This is a genomic window from Carnobacteriaceae bacterium zg-C25, from assembly GCA_017945845.1.
GTDB lineage: Bacteria > Bacillota > Bacilli > Lactobacillales > Aerococcaceae > WM01.
Map to the genome: position 1 here is coordinate 1,205,985 of CP072828.1, position 18,694 is coordinate 1,224,678.

Below are 18,694 nucleotides of genomic sequence, written 5' to 3' on the forward strand. Positions count from 1 at the left end.
TATCTTTTCACATCGAAAAAATAACAACTCACACGCTATGCTTTACCTGATTGTAATCGGTACATATCGTAATATTGTCCTTGCAACGCTAATAATTCTTCGTGTGTCCCTTGTTCGACGATACGCCCTTTATCCAATACGTAGATGCAGTTAGCATCTTGAATTGTTGATAAGCGGTGCGCAATAGCGATCGTTGTACGTCCTTGTCGCATTTTATGTAGCGATCGTTGAATCATCTCTTCTGTTTCAGAATCAATATTCGCCGTCGCCTCATCTAAAATTAAAACTTTAGGATTTAGTGCAATGGTTCGCGCAAAAGCAATTAACTGACGTTGTCCACTTGATAAAGTGCTACCTCTTTCGGCAACTGGTGCATCGTATCCGTTATCGAGTTTTGAAATAAATTCATCGGCGTCTACGAATTTTGCCGCATCAATGACTTGTTGTCGTGTTAAGTGCTGATACATTTGAATATTATCGGCAATTGTTCCGTGGAATAAAAATGGTTCTTGCAAAACCAATCCAATATTATCGCGAATCACTTGTTGTGGATATTCTTTAATATTGACGCCATCAATTGTAACACTACCTTTAGAAAACTCATAAAAACGCATCAATACATTAATAATGGATGATTTCCCGCTACCTGTATGCCCAACAAATGCAATTGTTTCACCTTTTTTGACGGTAAAACTAATGTCATTCAATACATTGTTTACCCCATCATAACTAAATGAAACGTGTTCAAAAACAACATCTCCATTTTCAATCGCAGCATGTGTTGCATTTAACTGTTCTGGTTCATACACATCTTCATCGATTAAGTCAAATACACGACTTGCCGATACCATAGACGTTTGTAGTGTGGCAAAATCTTGCGTCACTTGAATCAACGGGTTGAACAAACGATTGACATATTGAATAAACGCATACATTAAGCCTGCCGTTAAACCGGCATCTTTAAAGGTTAATCCAAAATAGGTCGCCAATAACGCATACGCCAATAACTGTAAAAGAGACATCGCTGGACGTAAGAAAATGCTATCGATATTAATTGAACGATTAGCCGACACTAAGTGTTCTTCATTTAATTGGTCAAATTCGTCAAATATACGTTCTTCTTGATTAAACGCTTGAATAACACGCATACCCTCAATACTTTCGGATAATTTGGCATTCAATTCACCTAGTTTGGCACGTGTATTCATAATGATTGGCGCAGATAAGCGACGATACATCGTCATAGACAACATAATGACGGGTAAAAATAGGACAATAATCGCCGTTAATTTAGCATCTAACCAAATCATTGTATACAACGTGGCAGAAAATAGAAAAATTGCACGAATCATATTGGTTAATAACCCATTGAACATTACCGCAACCGTTTCGGTATCGTTCGTAATTCGGGATACAACCGTCCCGTTTGCTGACTGGTCAAAATAACGCATGCCAAGACGTTGAACGTTATCAAAAACGTCTTGCCGCATATCCCGTACAACACCATACGAAATTTTTGCAAACAATAGCGTACCCACATAACCTAAAATGATATGCATTAAGTAAATGAGGTAATACCCAGCAATGACCCATAACCCCGATGTAATTTGATTTGTTGTAATGTACGCATCAATATAGTAGCGCGCAACTAACGGAATAACACTTTCTGTAACCGTGAAGGCAACTAAAAATAAAATCGATAAAAAAGTTAATCCTTTATACCGTTTCAAATACCCGATTAAACGTTTAAAAAGCGCCCATTGTGATGTTTTCATCATAAAACCTCCTCGCTTTCTAACTGTTGTGATTGATACGTTGTTGCATACCAGCCACCTTGAGCAATCAATTCATCGTGAGTACCACGTTCTACAATTTGACCGTTATCCACGACTAAAATTAAGTCAGCATGATTTACCGCACTTAAACGATGTGCCGTAATGATGGTCGTTTTATCTTTTCGACTGGATTTTAAATTATCTACAATAATGTGCTCTGTTTTCGCATCAACGGCACTTAATGAATCGTCTAAAATCAACACTGGCGGGTTCATAATCAAGGCACGCGCAATCGCAATGCGTTGTTTCTGTCCCCCTGATAAAGACACCCCGCGCTCTCCAATAATGGTGTTGTATTGGTCGTTCATGCTTTCAATGTCGTTTGCTACACACGACAACCTCGCCGCCTGCTTAACATCTTCAATCGAGTATTCGGGATTAGCAAAACGGATGTTTTCCAAAATAGACGTCGCAAACAGCATTTGATCTTGTGGCACGTAGCCGATATGACTTCTCAAAGCGTTCAAACTCATCGTTTTAATATCGCTACCGCCAAATGTGATACTCCCGTTCGTCACATCAAACTCACGAAGCAGTAATTTGATAAGTGTTGTTTTACCGCTTCCCGTTGGACCGACAATGCCTAACGTTTGACCGCTAAACAGTGTAAAGTGAATATCGCGCAATGTTTCTGAATGGTCGTATTGAAAACTATCAATAGCGTAAACTAAATCGGCATGATCAAACGTCATGTGAGTATCTGCTTCATTAAACACATCGCTTTCTTGGGATAATAAATTTTCAATGCGTTCATACGCCACGTTCCCACGTTGAATCATATTCACTAAAAAACTCCACGCTTTTAGTGGCCAAACTAACATATCCAAATACGTTACAAAAGTAATCATATTCCCTAACGTTAATTGATTTTGAGAAATGAGATAACCACCAAACCATAACGTAATCGCGTAACTTGCCGCAATACAAACACCTGTTACTGGATCATATAGTGCTTGATAACGCGTCATTTTCATATTTGTCATGTATGCTGCGTCATTGACTTTTTCAAAATCTGCCATCTCACTGTGTTGGTATCCAAATGATTTAATAACTTTAATACCCGAAATATTTTCTTGCACTTTATTGTTTAATTGCGAAAACATTTCTTGCGATTCCAATACACTTTTATATGAACGACGACTCACAAAAGTTGTTAATACGGTCATAATTGGTAGTGGCAAAATGGCTAATAGCGTTAATTGCCATGACAATCCAAAAAACATTGTCATTAAGGTTACTAACGCGGTAACCGATGCATCAACCGCGGACATAACACCGGGTCCGGCTAACATATTCACGACACGAACGTCATTTGTTGCGTGTGCCATCAAATCACCTGTTCGATGTTTTTGAAAAAATGACGGTGACATTTTTGTAAATTGTTTAAATAAGCGAGAACGTAATAATCGTCCTAATTTATTTGAGGTTCCAATAATGAATTGACGCCAAATAAATCGGAGTGCGTACATCGAAAAAGCAGCTGCTACTAACATTGCAACATTTTGGACAAGTTGACCTGTCGTTAAATCGCCTATTGCAATGTGGTCGATGACATTTCCCATCATCATTGGTGGAATTAAATTTAACACACTGACGAGTATTAAAGATATAACTCCGATTAAATAACGTTTCCATTCTAATTTAAAAAACCATCCGAGTTTTTTGATAACCGACATATACTTCCTTTCCGTATAAAGACAAGGCTAGGGAAAGTCTTCCCAAGCCTTGTCTTTATCTATTCACAAAGTGCATAATATCTTATTGTGCACTTTCTTCAGCTTTTTTCTTACGTTTAGCAACGCGATCGCGTTCGCCTTTATCTAAAATTTGTTTTCTTAAACGAATGCTTTCTGGTGTTACTTCACAGTATTCATCGTCACTCATAAATTCAATAGACTCTTCTAATGATAAAATGCGTGGACGTTTAATAACTGCTGTTTGGTCTTTTGTTGCTGAACGGATATTTGTCATTTGTTTTGCACGTGTCACATTTACGGCTAGGTCATTTTCACGAGAATGTTCACCAACAACCATACCTTCGTACACTTCTGTTCCCGGCTCCACAAAAATAACACCACGATCTTCAACACCCATAATTGCATACGTTGTTGCTTTTCCTGATTCAGTCGCAACTAACGCACCGTTATGGCGTCCACCAATTTTAGCTTTAATTTCTGGTAAGTAGCAATCGAATGTGTGATTTAAAATACCGTATCCGCGTGTCATTGATAAAAATTCTGTTGAATAACCAATTAACCCACGCGCTGGCACTAAGAAAATCAAACGGATTTGTCCATTACCCGTATGTACCATTTCTTGCATTTCACCTTTACGCAAGCTCAATGTTTCAATGATTGAACCCATGTATTCTTCAGGCGAATCAATTTGAACACGCTCATATGGTTCACAACGGACACCATCCACTTCGCGAATAATCACTTCGGGACGAGACACTTGTAATTCATAGCCTTCACGACGCATCGTTTCAATTAAGATGGCTAAATGCAACTCTCCACGTCCAGATACAATCCATGCATCTGGCGAATCTGTTGGATCAACACGTAATGAAACGTCTGTTTGTAATTCGGCTAATAAACGTTCTTCAATTTTACGTGATGTCACGTGTTTTCCTTCACGACCAGCAAATGGCGAATTGTTCGTTAAAAACGTCATTTGTAAAGTTGGCTCATCAATATGTAAAATTGGTAACGCTTCTTGTACGTCTACTGGTGTTACCGTTTCACCAACGAAAATATCTTCCATACCAGAAACGGCAATTAAATCACCCGCTTTTGCTTCTTGAATTTCAACACGATCCAAACCAAAGAAGCCGAATAATTTCGTCACACGGAAGTTTTTCGTTGATCCGTCAATTTTTAATACGGAAACGGAATCTCCAACTTTAATTGTCCCTCTAAACACACGTCCAATACCAATACGACCAACATAATCGTTATAATCTAATAAAGACACTTGGAATTGTAACGGTTCAGCACTATTGTCAACAGGTGCTGGAATATGTTCAATAATCGTATTAAAAATATGATCCATTGTTGGCTCTTGATCAACTGGGTTATCCGATAAACTAGATGTTCCACCAATAGCTGAAGCGTAAATAATCGGGAACTCTAATTGATCGTCATCTGCACCTAATTCGATAAATAACTCTAACACTTCATCCACAACTTCTGCTGGACGTGCTGTATCTTTATCAATTTTATTTACCACAACAATAGGTGTTAAATGTTGCTCTAACGCTTTTTTCAACACAAAACGTGTTTGTGGCATTGTACCTTCATACGCATCGACAACTAAAACAACACCGTCTACCATTTTCATGATACGCTCTACTTCTCCACCGAAGTCAGCGTGTCCTGGTGTATCCATGATGTTAATACGTGTATCGTGGTATTGTACTGCTGTATTTTTAGCTAAAATCGTAATACCGCGCTCTTTTTCAATATCATTTGAGTCCATCGCACGATCTTCAATATTTGCGCGCGCATCTAACGTGTGCGATTGTTTCAATAACTCATTGACTAATGTCGTTTTTCCGTGGTCAACGTGCGCAATAATCGCTACGTTACGAATATCTTCTCTTTTTTTCATATTTCCTCCGCGCTTTCGCTTAATAACTTTGTTATTTTATCACTATCGCTGTCCTTTGCCTAGTCAAAAACACCTATTTTCAAAATGTAAACGTTACAACTTCTATTAACGTTCTAAATTTGATTTGATTGCACACTTTTTAAGAATGACGGTATGCGTTGTTACCTTTACGGCTTTATCATTTTTAGCGCTGATTGTATACGTCATCAACTCTAATCGACATAACCCTTTGATTTCCACACAAAAAAGCCGATGATAAAATCACCAGCTTTTTGCGTCACTTTGACTATTTCATTTCATCTTTTTTAGCACGTACTTGCCATACGATACCACTTAAAATCACAAACGCTACACCGATGAACAGGTAATCATTTGCTGCTGTTCCAGTTTCTGGTAACAACATCATTTTTGATGTATCTTTTTGTTCATTTGATTGTGTTTGCATATTTGTCATGTTATCTGTTGATGATGTTGACATATTTGTCATGTTATTTGTTGGTTGTTTTGACGTATTTGCCATTTCGCTTGTTGGCGGTGTTGGCATATTTGTCATGTTATTTGTTGGTTGTGTTGTTGTATTTGCCATTTCATCTGTTGGTGGTGTTGGTTTTTCTGTTGGTGGCGTTGGCATTGTTGTAGATGCCTCTGCTTTATAAACAACCGCATACACACTAAAGTGTTCTACTTCAAATACAACTGTATTGCCTTCACGTGTGAAAGGAATCGCTTCTTTATTGTCACCGTTAATATAGAATACACCGTCTACTTCTTTTGTAGCTGGTAACACAACACGAACAGGTGCACTTGGTTGTACCACATCACCTTTTTCGTTAACTAATGTAATGTCGTATGCATTATACTCGTTTGTTACATTAGCTAATGTTTTTGGCTCAACAACTAATGCTGTTGCATCTTTTAATGATACGCTTGTTCCCATAACGCTAACGTCGGTTGGAGTGTTGCTTAACACTTTATCGGTTACAACTTCATAACGGTGTGTGGTTACATCATCTGCGACTGTTGTTTCTACGAATGTATAACCATCAATCACTTTTTTATCTGCAAATTCACGACCCACTACTTGTGTATCAATATCTGCGTTTTGTTCATCTACAAATTTTGTTGTTTTGTTTTTGTAGTAAACATGTGTTGTCACATCATCGGCAACTGTTGTTTCTACAAATGTGTAACCGTCAATATCTTTTTGAGCTGCAAATTCACGACCTACAACTTGTGTATCAACGTCTGCGTTTTGTTCGTCTACAAATTTTGTTGTTTTATTTTTGTAGTAAACATGTGTTGTCACATCATCGGCAACTGTTGTTTCTACAAATGTGTAACCATCGATATCTTTTTGAGCTGCAAATTCACGACCCACTACTTGTGTATCAACATCTGCGTTTTGTTCGTCTACAAATTTTGTTGTTTTATTTTTGTAGTAAACATGTGTTGTCACTTCTTCTCCAAGTCTTGTTTCAACAAATGTATACCCTGGGAACTCTTTATTTGTAGCAAATTCACGTTGTTTAACAACTTCAAGTTCTTCATCGTTTACATCAACATATTTAGTTGTTAATTTTTTAGCGTATTTGTATTTTATACCGAATTCAGTGTCTTCACTACTTACAAATTCATAATCATCAAATGTTTTTGCTGATTGTTTTTCATCGTTAATCGTAGATGGTTCAATTTCTACACCGTCAGTTGTTACATATTCTGTAATGTAACGACGGTTGAAATATTGATTATGTTGTTGCGCATATTTATCTAAAAAGGCAAATGGTACACTTGCATCGTAAGTGTTTGATGGGTAATCCGCCCACATACAAACGATTGCCCCTAATACGGGTTCACCACGACCACCTGGTAATCCAGTAAATTGGATTCTTGGTAAACGCTCATGCGCTTTAGGTCCAGTATATGGGTTATTGTGTGTGCTGTCTGTATACTCATCTAAACCGACAACATAGTACCAACCATCATTTGTATTTAATAATTTATGACCTTTTCTATTTAAATAGAATGGTTTAGCCACATCATAGCCGTTCCATCCAGCAATCCAGTAAGCTACAATAATGTCTGAATCAAATGTCCCGAAACGATCAGTAGATTTATAGTAAATTCCATCGTTAAACGCCACTGGTTTCATACCATTGTCTTTAATCACTTGAGCAATACTATTAATATAATCGATAAACAATGTATATTTATATTTTTGATAATCTTTTGTTCGACGTGATTGTAAATAAGCAAAACCTGAACCTGTATCGTTAGCGTATTCGTCTGCACCAAGGTTAAAGAATTCTGCTTTGCCGTTAAAGAACGCTACGTAACGACTAATCAACGCTCTTGTAAATTCTACGGCTTTCGTATTTTCTAATTCAACCGTTGTTTTAGACGTTTTAGAACCATTAACAACACGCGTATTTGTAATACCCAACTCTTCCATTGCATTTAAAATGGTATCCATATGTCCTGGAGAGTTTAAACCAGGAATCACTTTAATGCCACGTGATTGTGCATGTGCTAAAATTTCTTCCATTTGTGCTTGTGTTAAAGCGTTACCGTTTGGATCGTCGTAGTAACGTCTATTTCCATTTTCAATGGCTGTTTTAACACGTTCGTGGCTATATTCTTCGCCACCTGCACTCACTGATAAATCATCTAACACAAGACGTAATCCGTCATTACCGAATAATAATTGCAAATGTGAAAATCCGAGCGTAGCGATTTTATCAATAATCTGTTTAATTTGATCGACTGAAAAATATTTACGTCCGGCATCAACAGAATACACTTTCATGTAGCCCGCATCTTCCTGTGTTGTTGTATCGCCTTGTGCATTGATTACCGTTCTTGGTAATACTGTAGCACCTACCATTGCCAAACACGTTACTAGTACAAAAAAGACTTTTCTAATTTTACTCATCATATTTGACATCTTTTTTATTGTATAACACCAACCGTTATACATTTCCCCCCTTATTTATTTTTTAATCGTTGCGCTATGGTTGGTAAACGTCCCTTCGTTTCATAGCGTTGTAGAACAATTTTACACTAAGTTAACAGCGCTTTCAATGAATATACCTAGTTATCTTAGCTTTTTTTAATGTTTTCATTTATAATAAAATGCATAGGAGGTTGTATGAAAAAAATCATTCATTTTACAAAATATTTTTCATTAAAACTAAAGACGAGTAATTCATCGTTCGCCGCTACCTTTTTGGCGTATCATCTTATCTTGTCATTTATTCCATTACTTGTCTTTTTACTTCAAATGCTTTCATTTGTTGCGCCTGGATTCGATCAACTGATTTTGAAAACGTTAAATACATTACCTAAAGATATTCAGCAAGTTTTCTCAACTGTTGTCGAAAATGTTTTTCACGTATCGTCCTCATTGTCCATCGTTGCACTATTTTCTGCGCTTTGGATAGGATCACAAGGTTTTTTAGGCTTAACGCTTACATTAAATAGTATTTTTGAAATTCCATCGAACGATAAAATTGATTTTTTCAAAAAAATTCCTTTTTTCGATCGTATTTTCTCTGTTTTTTATACTATCGCCTTTTTAGTGGTAATGGCATCGTTACTCATTTTTAATATTTTTACTAACGAAATCATCTCCCTAATTCAAAACATTTCGGAACAGTTCGGTACACCGTTATTAAAAGATTTATCAGACGGTTTAATTTTTATGATGAGTTTAATACTTCCATTTTTATTATCGATTGGTGTGTTCATGTTCTTTTATAAATTTTCGAGCATTTTTTATAAGCATCACTACATGCCATTTGACGCGTTATTTATTGGATCCCTCGTTGTAACGATTGCGATTTTTTTACTATCTCTTTTCTACAAAATATCCAATGCACTCTTTTCAAGCGGTGGCAATCCCGTATACGGTTCTCTAGGTAGTGTGATGGTCGCTTTCGTTTGGTTAATGACAGTTTGTCAATGTATTGTTTTAGGTGGTGTATTCATTAAAACGTATATTGACGTCGTCAAACATAAAAAAACGTATACGCAATTACTTTTAGAACCGCTCGCCAAACAACAACGATAAGACTTCTGTTAGTTTCGATACCTTTTAACATCAACCTATACCAAACAAAAAACACGCAACCCAGCGTGTTTTTTTGGCGTGTTTTTTGGCGTGTTTTTTTGGCGTGTTTTTTAGTTCTCTTTTATTGCCCAATCGATCGGTTGTTGATTAGACGCTATTAAATAATGATTAACGGTAGAATAAGGGCGACTACCAAAAAATCCACGATAGCTTGATAAGGGACTAGGGTGCGGCGATTGCACAATATAATGCTTTGAATTTGTAATGAGCGTTTGTTTTTTCTGTGCTTGTGCACCCCACAACACAAACACAATCGAACGTTCTTGCTCATTTAACAAACGAATCGCATTATCCGTAAACGTCTCCCAACCTAAGTTTTTGTGACTGTTCGCCTTGCCTTCATCCACGCTCAAGACGGTATTCAACAAAAGCACCCCTTGTTTTGCCCAATGCGTTAAATCGCCATGCGTTGACACATCGCAACCAATATCATCGGCCAATTCGATAAACATATTGCGTAAAGAAGGGGGCAACTTAACGCCTTTATTCACTGAAAAACTTAATCCATTGGCTTGTCCTTTTTGATGATATGGATCTTGCCCAAGAATCACCACTTTAACCTGTTCTAGCGGCGTCATGTCAAAAGCGTTAAACAGTTGATTTTCAGGGGGAAAAACATTCCCGAGTATTCGTCGCTGATTGACTTCATGCATTAATTTCACATAGTAGGGTTGCAGACGTTCCTGTTCGATAAACGCTTGCCAATTATGAATCATCATAGTATCTCCTTTTTAACACTAAAGACAACGCATGTTTTTCACACGTTGTCTTTATTTTTATTTTTCAATTGTCAATAATTCATCACCAGAAACGACTTGTTGTGAAAGTGTTGATTTCACATCAACAAAATTAGCTGTGTTTGTGACAACCACTGGCGTTACGGTTGAATACCCTGATGATTTAACAAATTCTAAATCTACCGTAATTAATTTTTGACCAACAGAAACGGTATCTCCTTCTTTAACGTGTGCCGTAAAACCTTCTCCATTCAATTGAACCGTATCCATTCCAATATGAATTAACACTTCAATCCCACTTTGTGACGTCAAGCCTACAGCGTGTCCAGTTGGAAAAATAGTCGTTACCGTCCCATTAACCGGAGAAACGACTTCTTTAGAACTTGGGTCAATGGCAATCCCTTTTCCTAACAATAACCCAGAAAATACTGGATCGTTCACATCACTTAGCGGTACTACACGTCCACTTAGTGGTGATTTTACGGTAAAGTCATTGCTACTATCATTTTTCTTTTTAAATAAATTAAACATTGTTATCCCCCCTTATTTAAGGGTATCATAACAAGTTCAAATAAAAACTGCAAGAACTGTGATATAAATTATCTTTCTAAAATGTCATATTTCACATTGGCATTTAAAACATCAATTAATTCAATAAAATAAAATTGACCATCTTCATACTCTAAATGCATCACACAACAATTTGGATATGGCGGTTTAGGGATACGATCAATATTAGCCGTTAAAGCAAACGCCCACATCGCACCACCGTGTGATACGGCTAAAATCGTATCGCCTTTACTTTGAGCAATTTCACATAACGCACGTTCCATACGTTCCCCAACGCTTTGACGAGATTCCCCACCAAAAGCCACTAAACTATCTTCATACGACAATTTTTTCGGATCACGAACACCATTTTTTAAATGTTCGGGATATGCTTCAAATACGCCAAAATCCCACTCTTTCAACCCTTTTAATCGCGTATACGGCATACCGCCACTCATAATTTCTGCCGTATCACAAGCACGCTCTTGCGTTGAACTATATACCGCATCAAAGGTAATTCCTTTTTCAATAAAAAAATCTCTTACTTTTTGCGCTTGTTCAATACCTAAAGGCGTCAACGGCGAATCACTCGAACCTTGCGTGCGATTTTCAACATTAAAAATCGTCTGCCCGTGTCGCGTCAAATAAATCGTCTTTCTCATCTTCATTCCTCCTATACGCTGAATTGTGGTGTTTACGCACCTCAAATTAAATTAAAATGCTGAAACGCATTGTAAATACCATTATCATCTACGGCATCGGTAATGTAATCTGCTGCCGCTTTAGCTTCATCACCGCCACTAGCTACAGCAACGGCAACTTCACAAATGTCAAACATTGGAATATCAATTTTTGCATCTCCAAATGCAAACGTATCTTTAATATCCGCTTTTAAAAAATCTAATAATTTATAAATCGCCACTGCCTTATCAATCCCTTTGACACCCAAATCTCCAAACAACGCAATTTCTCCAGCGCCACCCCACGTATTAGCGACTAAATCAGTGAATATTGCTTTTGAGTCTAAATGGTCTTGATAAGTGCTTAAAATAAAACTAATTTTATTCACATCATCACGATAAAGGTTTGTTTCATCATAAATCATTCCGTGAATCTCATGCACTTCTTTCGGTTGTCTACCTTTACGACGTTCGTATTCACGCATGACAGGTTGCGATTTTTCTTTAAAGTTTTCACTGGCATATAAGCCACTATTGGCTTCAAGGTAAAACTCTAAACCACGCTCATGTAACCAATCGACAACGCGTTGGCATTGTTCCTTTGTTAACGTTTGGTGAAAAAGCACTTTGCCATGATGTTCAATATAACTACCATTCCCGCCAATCATGCCATCAATCCCCATATTCCAAATACGATCCGGCATTTCAGCACGACTTCGTCCGGTACAAGCGTAGACCTTATGCCCATTTTGACGTGCCAATTTAATGGCTTTACCCGTAGATTCTGGAATTTCACCAGAATAATTGGTCATCGTTCCATCAACATCTAAAAATAAAATTTTACTCAATTTTCATGTCCTCCTACACAACAACAAATTGGGTAATCAAATCTTTTTAGTTCCTTTTGAACGCTTTTATGCTAAAAACTCTAAATTTTCCCCATTTGATGCAATAATTTGTTTGTAGTAATCAAACGATTCTTTTTTCGTACGTTTCAATGTACCCGTTCCATCATTGTGACGATCAATGTAAACAAATCCGTAACGTTTTTTCATTTCACCTGTTCCAGCAGACACAATATCAAACGGCCCCCACCACAAGTAACCTAAAATATCGCTACCGTCTTTAATCGCTTCATTTAATTGTTCGATATGATCACGCAAATATTGTTGACGTGGTTTATCACTAATCTGACCATTTTCATCTGGTGCTTCATCTAAACCAATCCCATTTTCCGTAATCATTAACGGCAACTGATAACGGTCTGTTAACATATTGCATACATAACGCAAACCAATCGGATCAATTGGCCATTTCCATGGTGCTGGTGACGTACCTGTTAAATAAGGATTTTCAACACCCGCTGCTCCACCCGTATCTACGGTAACTGCAGCATTTTTATCATAGACTGCACTACGGTAATAACTAAACGCAATATAATCAGACGTGTTATGTTTAATTAAATCTAAATCGCCGTCTTCAAATGTTACGGTAATATTTTCTTCTTTCCAAATGCGTTTAACATATCCTGGATAGACACCACGACACATCACATCTCCAAAGAAATAAGAATGACGCGTGAAATTCAAAGCACCTAGAACATTTTCAGGATCACAGTTTAGTGGATATGTTGCCAAGTGAGAGAAACTATACATTGCACCCATTTTGGCTTCCGGGTCAATTTCATGACATAACTTCACTGAAAGCGCATGTGCTACAAAAATATGATGCGCTGCTTGATACAACTCTTCTCGTGTTAAATCGGCTACAGGACGTGTTGGGTCTGTTGGATTCATACTTGCCACACCCGCGGCTACAAAAGGCATTCTAAATAAATTGTTAATTTCATTGAACGTCATCCAATACTTCACTTTACCTTTGTAACGTTCTAAAATGGTGCGAACATAGTTTTCATAAAATTGAATTAACTTGCGATTTGTCCACCCACCGTAATTTGCAATTAAGCCAAGTGGTGTTTCGTAGTGAGAAATGGTAACAACAGGCTCCATACCACGTGCAATAATCGCGTCAAATAACTTATCGTAAAAAGCTAATCCTGCTTCGTTAGGGGCACTTTCATCACCATTCGGGAAAATACGACTCCATGAAATACTTGTACGAAACGCTTTAAATCCCATTTCTTGCATGTAATCTAAATCTTCTTCATAGCGATTATAAAAATCAACGGCATCGTGACTCAAGTACACTTTATCGTCGCGGTACGCTTCTTCATAAACACCTTTTTCGTAGTTAAAACGAATACTTGGTGTATCTTTATCGGTTCCAATACCAACCATAACATCTGTTACGTTTGGCTTTTTGCCGTCAACGTCCCATGACCCTTCTGCTTGGTTAGCGGCAATGGCACCGCCCCATAAAAAATCGGTTGGAAATACAGTTTCTTTTAACATACATTATCTCCTTTAATCTGTTTTAATATATAGTTAGTGTAACGCTTACAGTCTGTTTTTTCTTGTTGTTTTGTATTAAAAAATAATACTATTCTATTGTTTAACAAACAAATAGAATAGTATTATGATGATTTTATAGTTGTATTATTTTTAAGGTTGATGGTATTCGCCATAAAGTTTAACTCCATTAAAGAACGGGTCTATCAGACATTCTATAAGTCTTATTTTTTTGACTTTATACACATCACAAAACAAATTCGCCAATCATAAATAACACATCTGCTTAAAGGTGCACAAACTACGATAAATCTTGCCCATTTGTCGCAATCACTTTTTTGTACCAATCAAACGATTTTTTCTTGTATCGTTTAAAATCACCATTGCCGTCATCATCACGGTTAACATAAATGTAGCCGTATCGTTTTGACATTTGTGATGTTGAGGCACTTACAATATCGATACATCCCCACGATGTATAACCAAATACATCAACTCCATCTTTAATTGCTTCTAACACTTGTTCAATGTGTTTACGCAAATAATTAATACGGTAGTCGTCGTTAACTGTCCCGTTTTCTAATACATCTACGGCTCCCAATCCATTTTCAGCAATAAATAACGGTTTTTGATAACGGTCGTACAATTGATTTAACGCAGTACGCAACCCTTTAGCATCAATTTGCCAGCCCCAATCACTACTTTCTAAATAAGGATTTTTCACACCACCAGTGATTAAATTTCCAACCGCGCCTTCTAATCGTTCTGGATGTGCACTTACCGCACTCGACATGTAATAGCTAAACGAAATGAAATCTACAGGATTTTCACGCATCACTTCTAAATCACCGTTTTCAATGATTAACTCAACATTTTTTTCTGCCATCATTCGTGCGGTGTAAGCGGGATAATATCCACGCGCTTGAACATCGGAAAAGAATAGCGATTCACGTTGTTTTTCAACCGTTTTTTGAATATCGTCTGGATCACAACTATATGGGACAAGCAACTGATACGAAATCATTGTACCCACTTTCGCTTGCGGAATAATGGTACGCAACTGTTTAATAGCTAATGCGGACGCTAGAAATTGATGATGTGCCCCCTGATATTTCGCCTGCTCGATATGTGGGTGATTTTCTTCTACAACACCCACACTAACATACGGATGATGCTTCACACAGTTAATTTCATTAAACGGCACCCAATATTTTACTTTGTTTTTATATCTCTTAAATACAGTTGTAGCAAATCGAACATAAAAATCAACAACTTGACGATTCACCCAGCCACCGTATTGTGTTACTAAATGTAGTGGCATTTCATAATGTGACAATGACACCAACGGTTCAATACCGTATTTTAACAACTCATCAAACACCTTATCGTAAAATGCTAGCCCAGCTTCATTTGGCTCTAATTCGTCACCGTTAGGGAAAATACGTGTCCAAGCTAACGACATACGGTAGACTTTAAATCCCATTTCAGCAAAAAGAGCAATATCTTCTTTATAGTGATGATAAAAATCAACACCGTATCGTTTTGGATAATATTCCGTACTATTTGGATTTTGTGCATTGGCTACTTGTTCATGTGTCATCATATGCCATTGATCTGTCCACGTTTCTTTAGGACGTGAACTATCAAACGTATATACATCAGAAACAGATAGTCCTTTCCCATCACTATCAAACGCACCTTCTACTTGATTAGCCGCCGTTGCGCCACCCCATAAAAAACCTTTCGGAAATGTTGTTTTCATTTTCATAAACGTTCTCCTGTTAGTACACTTTTTCATATCATTACATTATAAATTTAATGATGCACCGTTTGATGTAATGACATCACGATACCAGTTAAATGATTTTTTCTTAGAACGTTTCAATGTTCCGTTTCCTTTATCGTCCATATCAACATAGATGAAACCGTAACGTTTTTTCATTTCACCTGTTCCGGCAGACACAAGATCGATACAACCCCAAGGTGTGTATCCCATCAATTCAACACCGTCTAATTCGATCGCGTCATACATTGCGCGAATATGTTTATCAAAATAGTTGATGCGGTAATCGTCATTAATTGAACCATCTGCTTCTAGAGTATCTGCAGCACCTAACCCGTTTTCAACGATAAACATTGGAATACGGTAACGGTCATAAATTTTAGATAAGGCAATACGTAACCCTAGTGGGTCAATTGACCAACCCCAGTCACTTGTTTCTAAATATGGGTTTTTAGCGACTTTCATTTGGTTACCAATAACCATTTTTGTTTCATCTACTTGAGATGATGACACGGCTGTCATGTAGTAACTAAATCCAATATAATCTACTGTACCTGCTTTTAAAATCGCTGCATCTTCTGGTGAAACGTCTAAATTCACACCTAGACGTTCTAAATGTTTTAATTTGTAACGTGGATATTCTCCATGCACTTGAACATCCATGTAAAATTCTAATTCACGGTTAAATTGAATGGATTCCATAACATCTTCTGGACGGCAAGTTTCTGGATAGCTATGCACGTAACATACCATCATCCCAATTTGGTTTTCTGGGTTGATTTCATGCCCTAATTTCACCGCTAATGCGCTTGCTAGGAAAATGTGATGTTTTGCTTGATATAACGTTTGTGGGTCAGTTGAATGAATCCCAATTTGTGTCCAGCTACGTAAAATATTAATTTCGTTAAACGTCATCCAATATTTCACTTTATCTTTGTAACGCTTAAATACCACCTCACAGAATTTCACAAAGAAATCAACTGTTTTACGATTTGCCCAGCCATCATAGTGGTCTGCTAAATGCATTGGTATATCAAAGTGATTGATTGTCACAACCGGCTCGATGTTGTGTTTTAAAAGCGTGTCAAATACTTTATCATAGAACGCTAAACCTTCTTCATTTGGTTGTGCATCGTCTCCATTTGGGAATATACGGCTCCATGCAATTGACATGCGGAAGCAATTAAATCCCATTTCTGCAAATAGTGCGATATCTTCTTCATAATGATTGTAAAAATCTGTCGCCACATGGCTTGGATAGTATTGATTTGGATCAACGTATCCAACCGCACCTGCTGGTAAAGATTCTTCACGTGTTACACGTTTGATTTCACCATCAACCGTTTTAAATGTAATCATACGCGGTGTATTCACGTCACCACCTGTAATGGCGTCTAACGTACTTAATCCTTTACCACCTGATAAATAACCACCTTCGTATTGGTTGGCAGCTGTTGCGCCACCCCATAAAAATCCTTTAGGGAATGTTTTTTTAGTCATATTTGTTCTCCTTGAAAAGAATTATATTTTACTATTACATAGTAAACGAAAAAAACGACCATTTCTTATATTTTCATATGAAAAACCGATACTATACTCTGTTTATACCATGAAAAATAAGGGTCGTTTTATTGATTATGTTTTAATATCTATGTCATTTTTTAATCTATTCATCAAGCAATTGTAATCCCGATGAACTAAACACTGTTTTCATTTGATTTTTAATCCATTCGTAATTAAAGTCTGCATTATATATCGCTTGAGTGTGTTTAGCGGCCATTTCTTGATTATAGTCTTTTAAAGGCACCAATTGATAATTCGTATCGCCTTTTTCAAAATGATTGACAATAGGAATGATTTTTACATTTTCAAACTGGTAACGACTGTCTTTTTTGACAATATCCAGATTCACTAACGCACCAATGTGATACAGCACTTGGAAATCTGGCGTTGCACGACTGACTTGAACATCTGATGAAACGGTATTACCAAGTGAATAAAAAACTAAGGTGTGATACCCGTTGGCATTCGTTTTTTGTTCTGCTTTTTGAACGGTATGCGGATGATTTCCAATAACTAAATCAACTTCTTGTTCATTTAAAAATGTAGCCACTTCTTTTTGTGTTTCAGTCAACTCATATGTGAATTCCGTACCCCAGTGCATCGCAACAAACACTAAATCGGATTGCGCTTTTGCTTTTTTAATGTCTGCTTTTAATTTTTCTCGATGCGCTGCATCAAAGGTTAAATTTTCTGATAAAAAGTATGAGACATGATTTCCCTCAATTCTAGGTACATTCGTATCATACGTATAGGCTAAAATTGCTATTTTAATACCTTTAACATCAACAACTTTGATTTTATCAGCGTCATCCGCATTACGATACGCTCCAGTATGTGCAATACCTGCTTCATCTAAAAATTGCAACGTATTATTTAACCCTTTTAAGCCCATATCTAACGTATGGTTGTTAGCTAATGTTGCAAAATTGATACCGATACTTGGTAATTGTTGTGCAATTTGTTTTGGTGCATTAAACGTAAACTCCGTTCCAGAAATGCCCAATTCTTCACCACCGATAGGCACTTCATGGTTTGCTATTGTCAAATCAGATTGCAAATACGGTTTAACTTTATCAAAGTAAGTACCAAATTGATAATGATCCATCCAATCGTAAAGCCCTTGCTCCCACAAAAAATCACCTGTTAAAGCAACCCGAACACGTTCATTAGGTTGAGTTGTTTCAGCGGTCGTATTTGGTGTCGTTGTTGGAGGTGTCGTTTGCATTAAACCAAAAATACAAACTAAGTAGATAATCAATAGAACAACAGCAACCCCTATTTTATTTTTCGAATCAACATGCACTCTTCTTTTCATATCTTCTCCTTTACAACTTAAACCCATCACACATCAAACTACTTTGAATAAAAAGCGACTCACACCTTGTGAGCCGCTTTTAGTCGGTT

General features: G+C 37.1%; 13 protein-coding genes. 1 reads left to right on the forward strand and 12 read right to left on the reverse strand.

Annotation, left to right across the window (positions count from 1 at the left end; all coding sequences use genetic code 11):
* Positions 1 to 35: 35 nt before the first annotated feature.
* The 4 genes from J7S27_05780 to J7S27_05795 form a co-directional block, all read right to left on the reverse strand.
* Positions 36 to 1,778 (reverse strand): ABC transporter ATP-binding protein, encoded by a 1,743-nt coding sequence (locus J7S27_05780; protein QTU82779.1) that lies wholly within the window; start codon positions 1,776 to 1,778, stop codon positions 36 to 38.
* The gene (locus J7S27_05785; protein ID QTU82780.1) at positions 1,775 to 3,511 is read right to left on the reverse strand and encodes an ABC transporter ATP-binding protein; all 1,737 of its coding nucleotides are present in this window, start codon (positions 3,509 to 3,511) and stop codon (positions 1,775 to 1,777) included. Before J7S27_05785 ends, J7S27_05780 begins: the two co-directional genes overlap by 4 nt.
* A gap of 82 nt (positions 3,512 to 3,593) precedes the next feature.
* A complete protein-coding gene (gene typA, locus J7S27_05790) occupies positions 3,594 to 5,444 on the reverse strand; it encodes a translational GTPase TypA (protein ID QTU82781.1) in 1,851 nt (616 codons plus the stop codon).
* Between the two features lie 286 nt (positions 5,445 to 5,730).
* Positions 5,731 to 8,373 carry a family 20 glycosylhydrolase gene (locus J7S27_05795; protein ID QTU82782.1) on the reverse strand — a complete coding sequence of 881 codons (2,643 nt, stop codon included), beginning with the start codon at positions 8,371 to 8,373 and terminating at the stop codon, positions 5,731 to 5,733.
* A gap of 216 nt (positions 8,374 to 8,589) precedes the next feature.
* Here J7S27_05795 and J7S27_05800 point away from each other — a divergent pair, with 216 nt between their 5' ends.
* Positions 8,590 to 9,510 carry a YihY/virulence factor BrkB family protein gene (locus tag J7S27_05800; protein QTU82783.1) on the forward strand — a complete coding sequence of 307 codons (921 nt, stop codon included), beginning with the start codon at positions 8,590 to 8,592 and terminating at the stop codon, positions 9,508 to 9,510.
* A gap of 110 nt (positions 9,511 to 9,620) precedes the next feature.
* Here J7S27_05800 and ung read toward each other — a convergent pair whose 3' ends face one another.
* The 8 genes from ung to J7S27_05840 all read right to left on the reverse strand — a co-directional run bounded on the left by ung (position 9,621) and on the right by J7S27_05840 (position 18,605).
* Positions 9,621 to 10,286, reverse strand: a complete 666-nt coding sequence (gene ung / locus J7S27_05805; GenBank protein QTU83623.1) for a uracil-DNA glycosylase — start codon at positions 10,284 to 10,286, stop codon at positions 9,621 to 9,623.
* A 60-nt stretch (positions 10,287 to 10,346) separates the two neighbouring features.
* On the reverse strand, positions 10,347 to 10,838 hold the full coding sequence (locus J7S27_05810) for a PTS glucose transporter subunit IIA (protein ID QTU82784.1): 492 nt from the start codon (positions 10,836 to 10,838) through the stop codon (positions 10,347 to 10,349).
* Positions 10,839 to 10,906: 68 nt separating this feature from the next.
* Positions 10,907 to 11,518 carry a histidine phosphatase family protein gene (locus tag J7S27_05815; GenBank protein QTU82785.1) on the reverse strand — a complete coding sequence of 204 codons (612 nt, stop codon included), beginning with the start codon at positions 11,516 to 11,518 and terminating at the stop codon, positions 10,907 to 10,909.
* Between the two features lie 41 nt (positions 11,519 to 11,559).
* Positions 11,560 to 12,384 carry an HAD family hydrolase gene (locus tag J7S27_05820; protein QTU82786.1) on the reverse strand — a complete coding sequence of 275 codons (825 nt, stop codon included), beginning with the start codon at positions 12,382 to 12,384 and terminating at the stop codon, positions 11,560 to 11,562.
* 66 nt (positions 12,385 to 12,450) lie between these two features.
* Positions 12,451 to 13,947, reverse strand: a complete 1,497-nt coding sequence (locus tag J7S27_05825) for a glycoside hydrolase family 1 protein (protein QTU82787.1) — start codon at positions 13,945 to 13,947, stop codon at positions 12,451 to 12,453.
* A gap of 298 nt (positions 13,948 to 14,245) precedes the next feature.
* On the reverse strand, positions 14,246 to 15,706 hold the full coding sequence (locus J7S27_05830) for a glycoside hydrolase family 1 protein (GenBank protein QTU83624.1): 1,461 nt from the start codon (positions 15,704 to 15,706) through the stop codon (positions 14,246 to 14,248).
* Between the two features lie 45 nt (positions 15,707 to 15,751).
* Positions 15,752 to 17,227, reverse strand: a complete 1,476-nt coding sequence (locus J7S27_05835; protein ID QTU82788.1) for a family 1 glycosylhydrolase — start codon at positions 17,225 to 17,227, stop codon at positions 15,752 to 15,754.
* Between the two features lie 166 nt (positions 17,228 to 17,393).
* Positions 17,394 to 18,605: a CapA family protein gene (locus tag J7S27_05840; protein QTU82789.1), complete on the reverse strand. Its 1,212-nt coding sequence runs from the start codon at positions 18,603 to 18,605 to the stop codon at positions 17,394 to 17,396.
* Between the last annotated feature and the right edge of the window lie 89 nt (positions 18,606 to 18,694).

Bases quoted from the DNA above. Each gene is read 5' to 3' on its own strand.
- J7S27_05780 (QTU82779.1), bottom strand. From the start codon at position 1,778: ATGATGAAAACATCACAATGGGCGCTTTTTAAACGTTTAATCGGGTAT.
- J7S27_05785 (QTU82780.1), bottom strand. From the start codon at position 3,511: ATGTCGGTTATCAAAAAACTCGGATGGTTTTTTAAATTAGAATGGAAA.
- typA (QTU82781.1), bottom strand. From the start codon at position 5,444: ATGAAAAAAAGAGAAGATATTCGTAACGTAGCGATTATTGCGCACGTT.
- J7S27_05795 (QTU82782.1), bottom strand. From the start codon at position 8,373: ATGAGTAAAATTAGAAAAGTCTTTTTTGTACTAGTAACGTGTTTGGCA.
- J7S27_05800 (QTU82783.1), top strand. From the start codon at position 8,590: ATGAAAAAAATCATTCATTTTACAAAATATTTTTCATTAAAACTAAAG.
- ung (QTU83623.1), bottom strand. From the start codon at position 10,286: ATGATTCATAATTGGCAAGCGTTTATCGAACAGGAACGTCTGCAACCC.
- J7S27_05810 (QTU82784.1), bottom strand. From the start codon at position 10,838: ATGTTTAATTTATTTAAAAAGAAAAATGATAGTAGCAATGACTTTACC.
- J7S27_05815 (QTU82785.1), bottom strand. From the start codon at position 11,518: ATGAGAAAGACGATTTATTTGACGCGACACGGGCAGACGATTTTTAAT.
- J7S27_05825 (QTU82787.1), bottom strand. From the start codon at position 13,947: ATGTTAAAAGAAACTGTATTTCCAACCGATTTTTTATGGGGCGGTGCC.
- J7S27_05830 (QTU83624.1), bottom strand. From the start codon at position 15,706: ATGAAAACAACATTTCCGAAAGGTTTTTTATGGGGTGGCGCAACGGCG.
- J7S27_05835 (QTU82788.1), bottom strand. From the start codon at position 17,227: ATGACTAAAAAAACATTCCCTAAAGGATTTTTATGGGGTGGCGCAACA.
- J7S27_05840 (QTU82789.1), bottom strand. From the start codon at position 18,605: ATGAAAAGAAGAGTGCATGTTGATTCGAAAAATAAAATAGGGGTTGCT.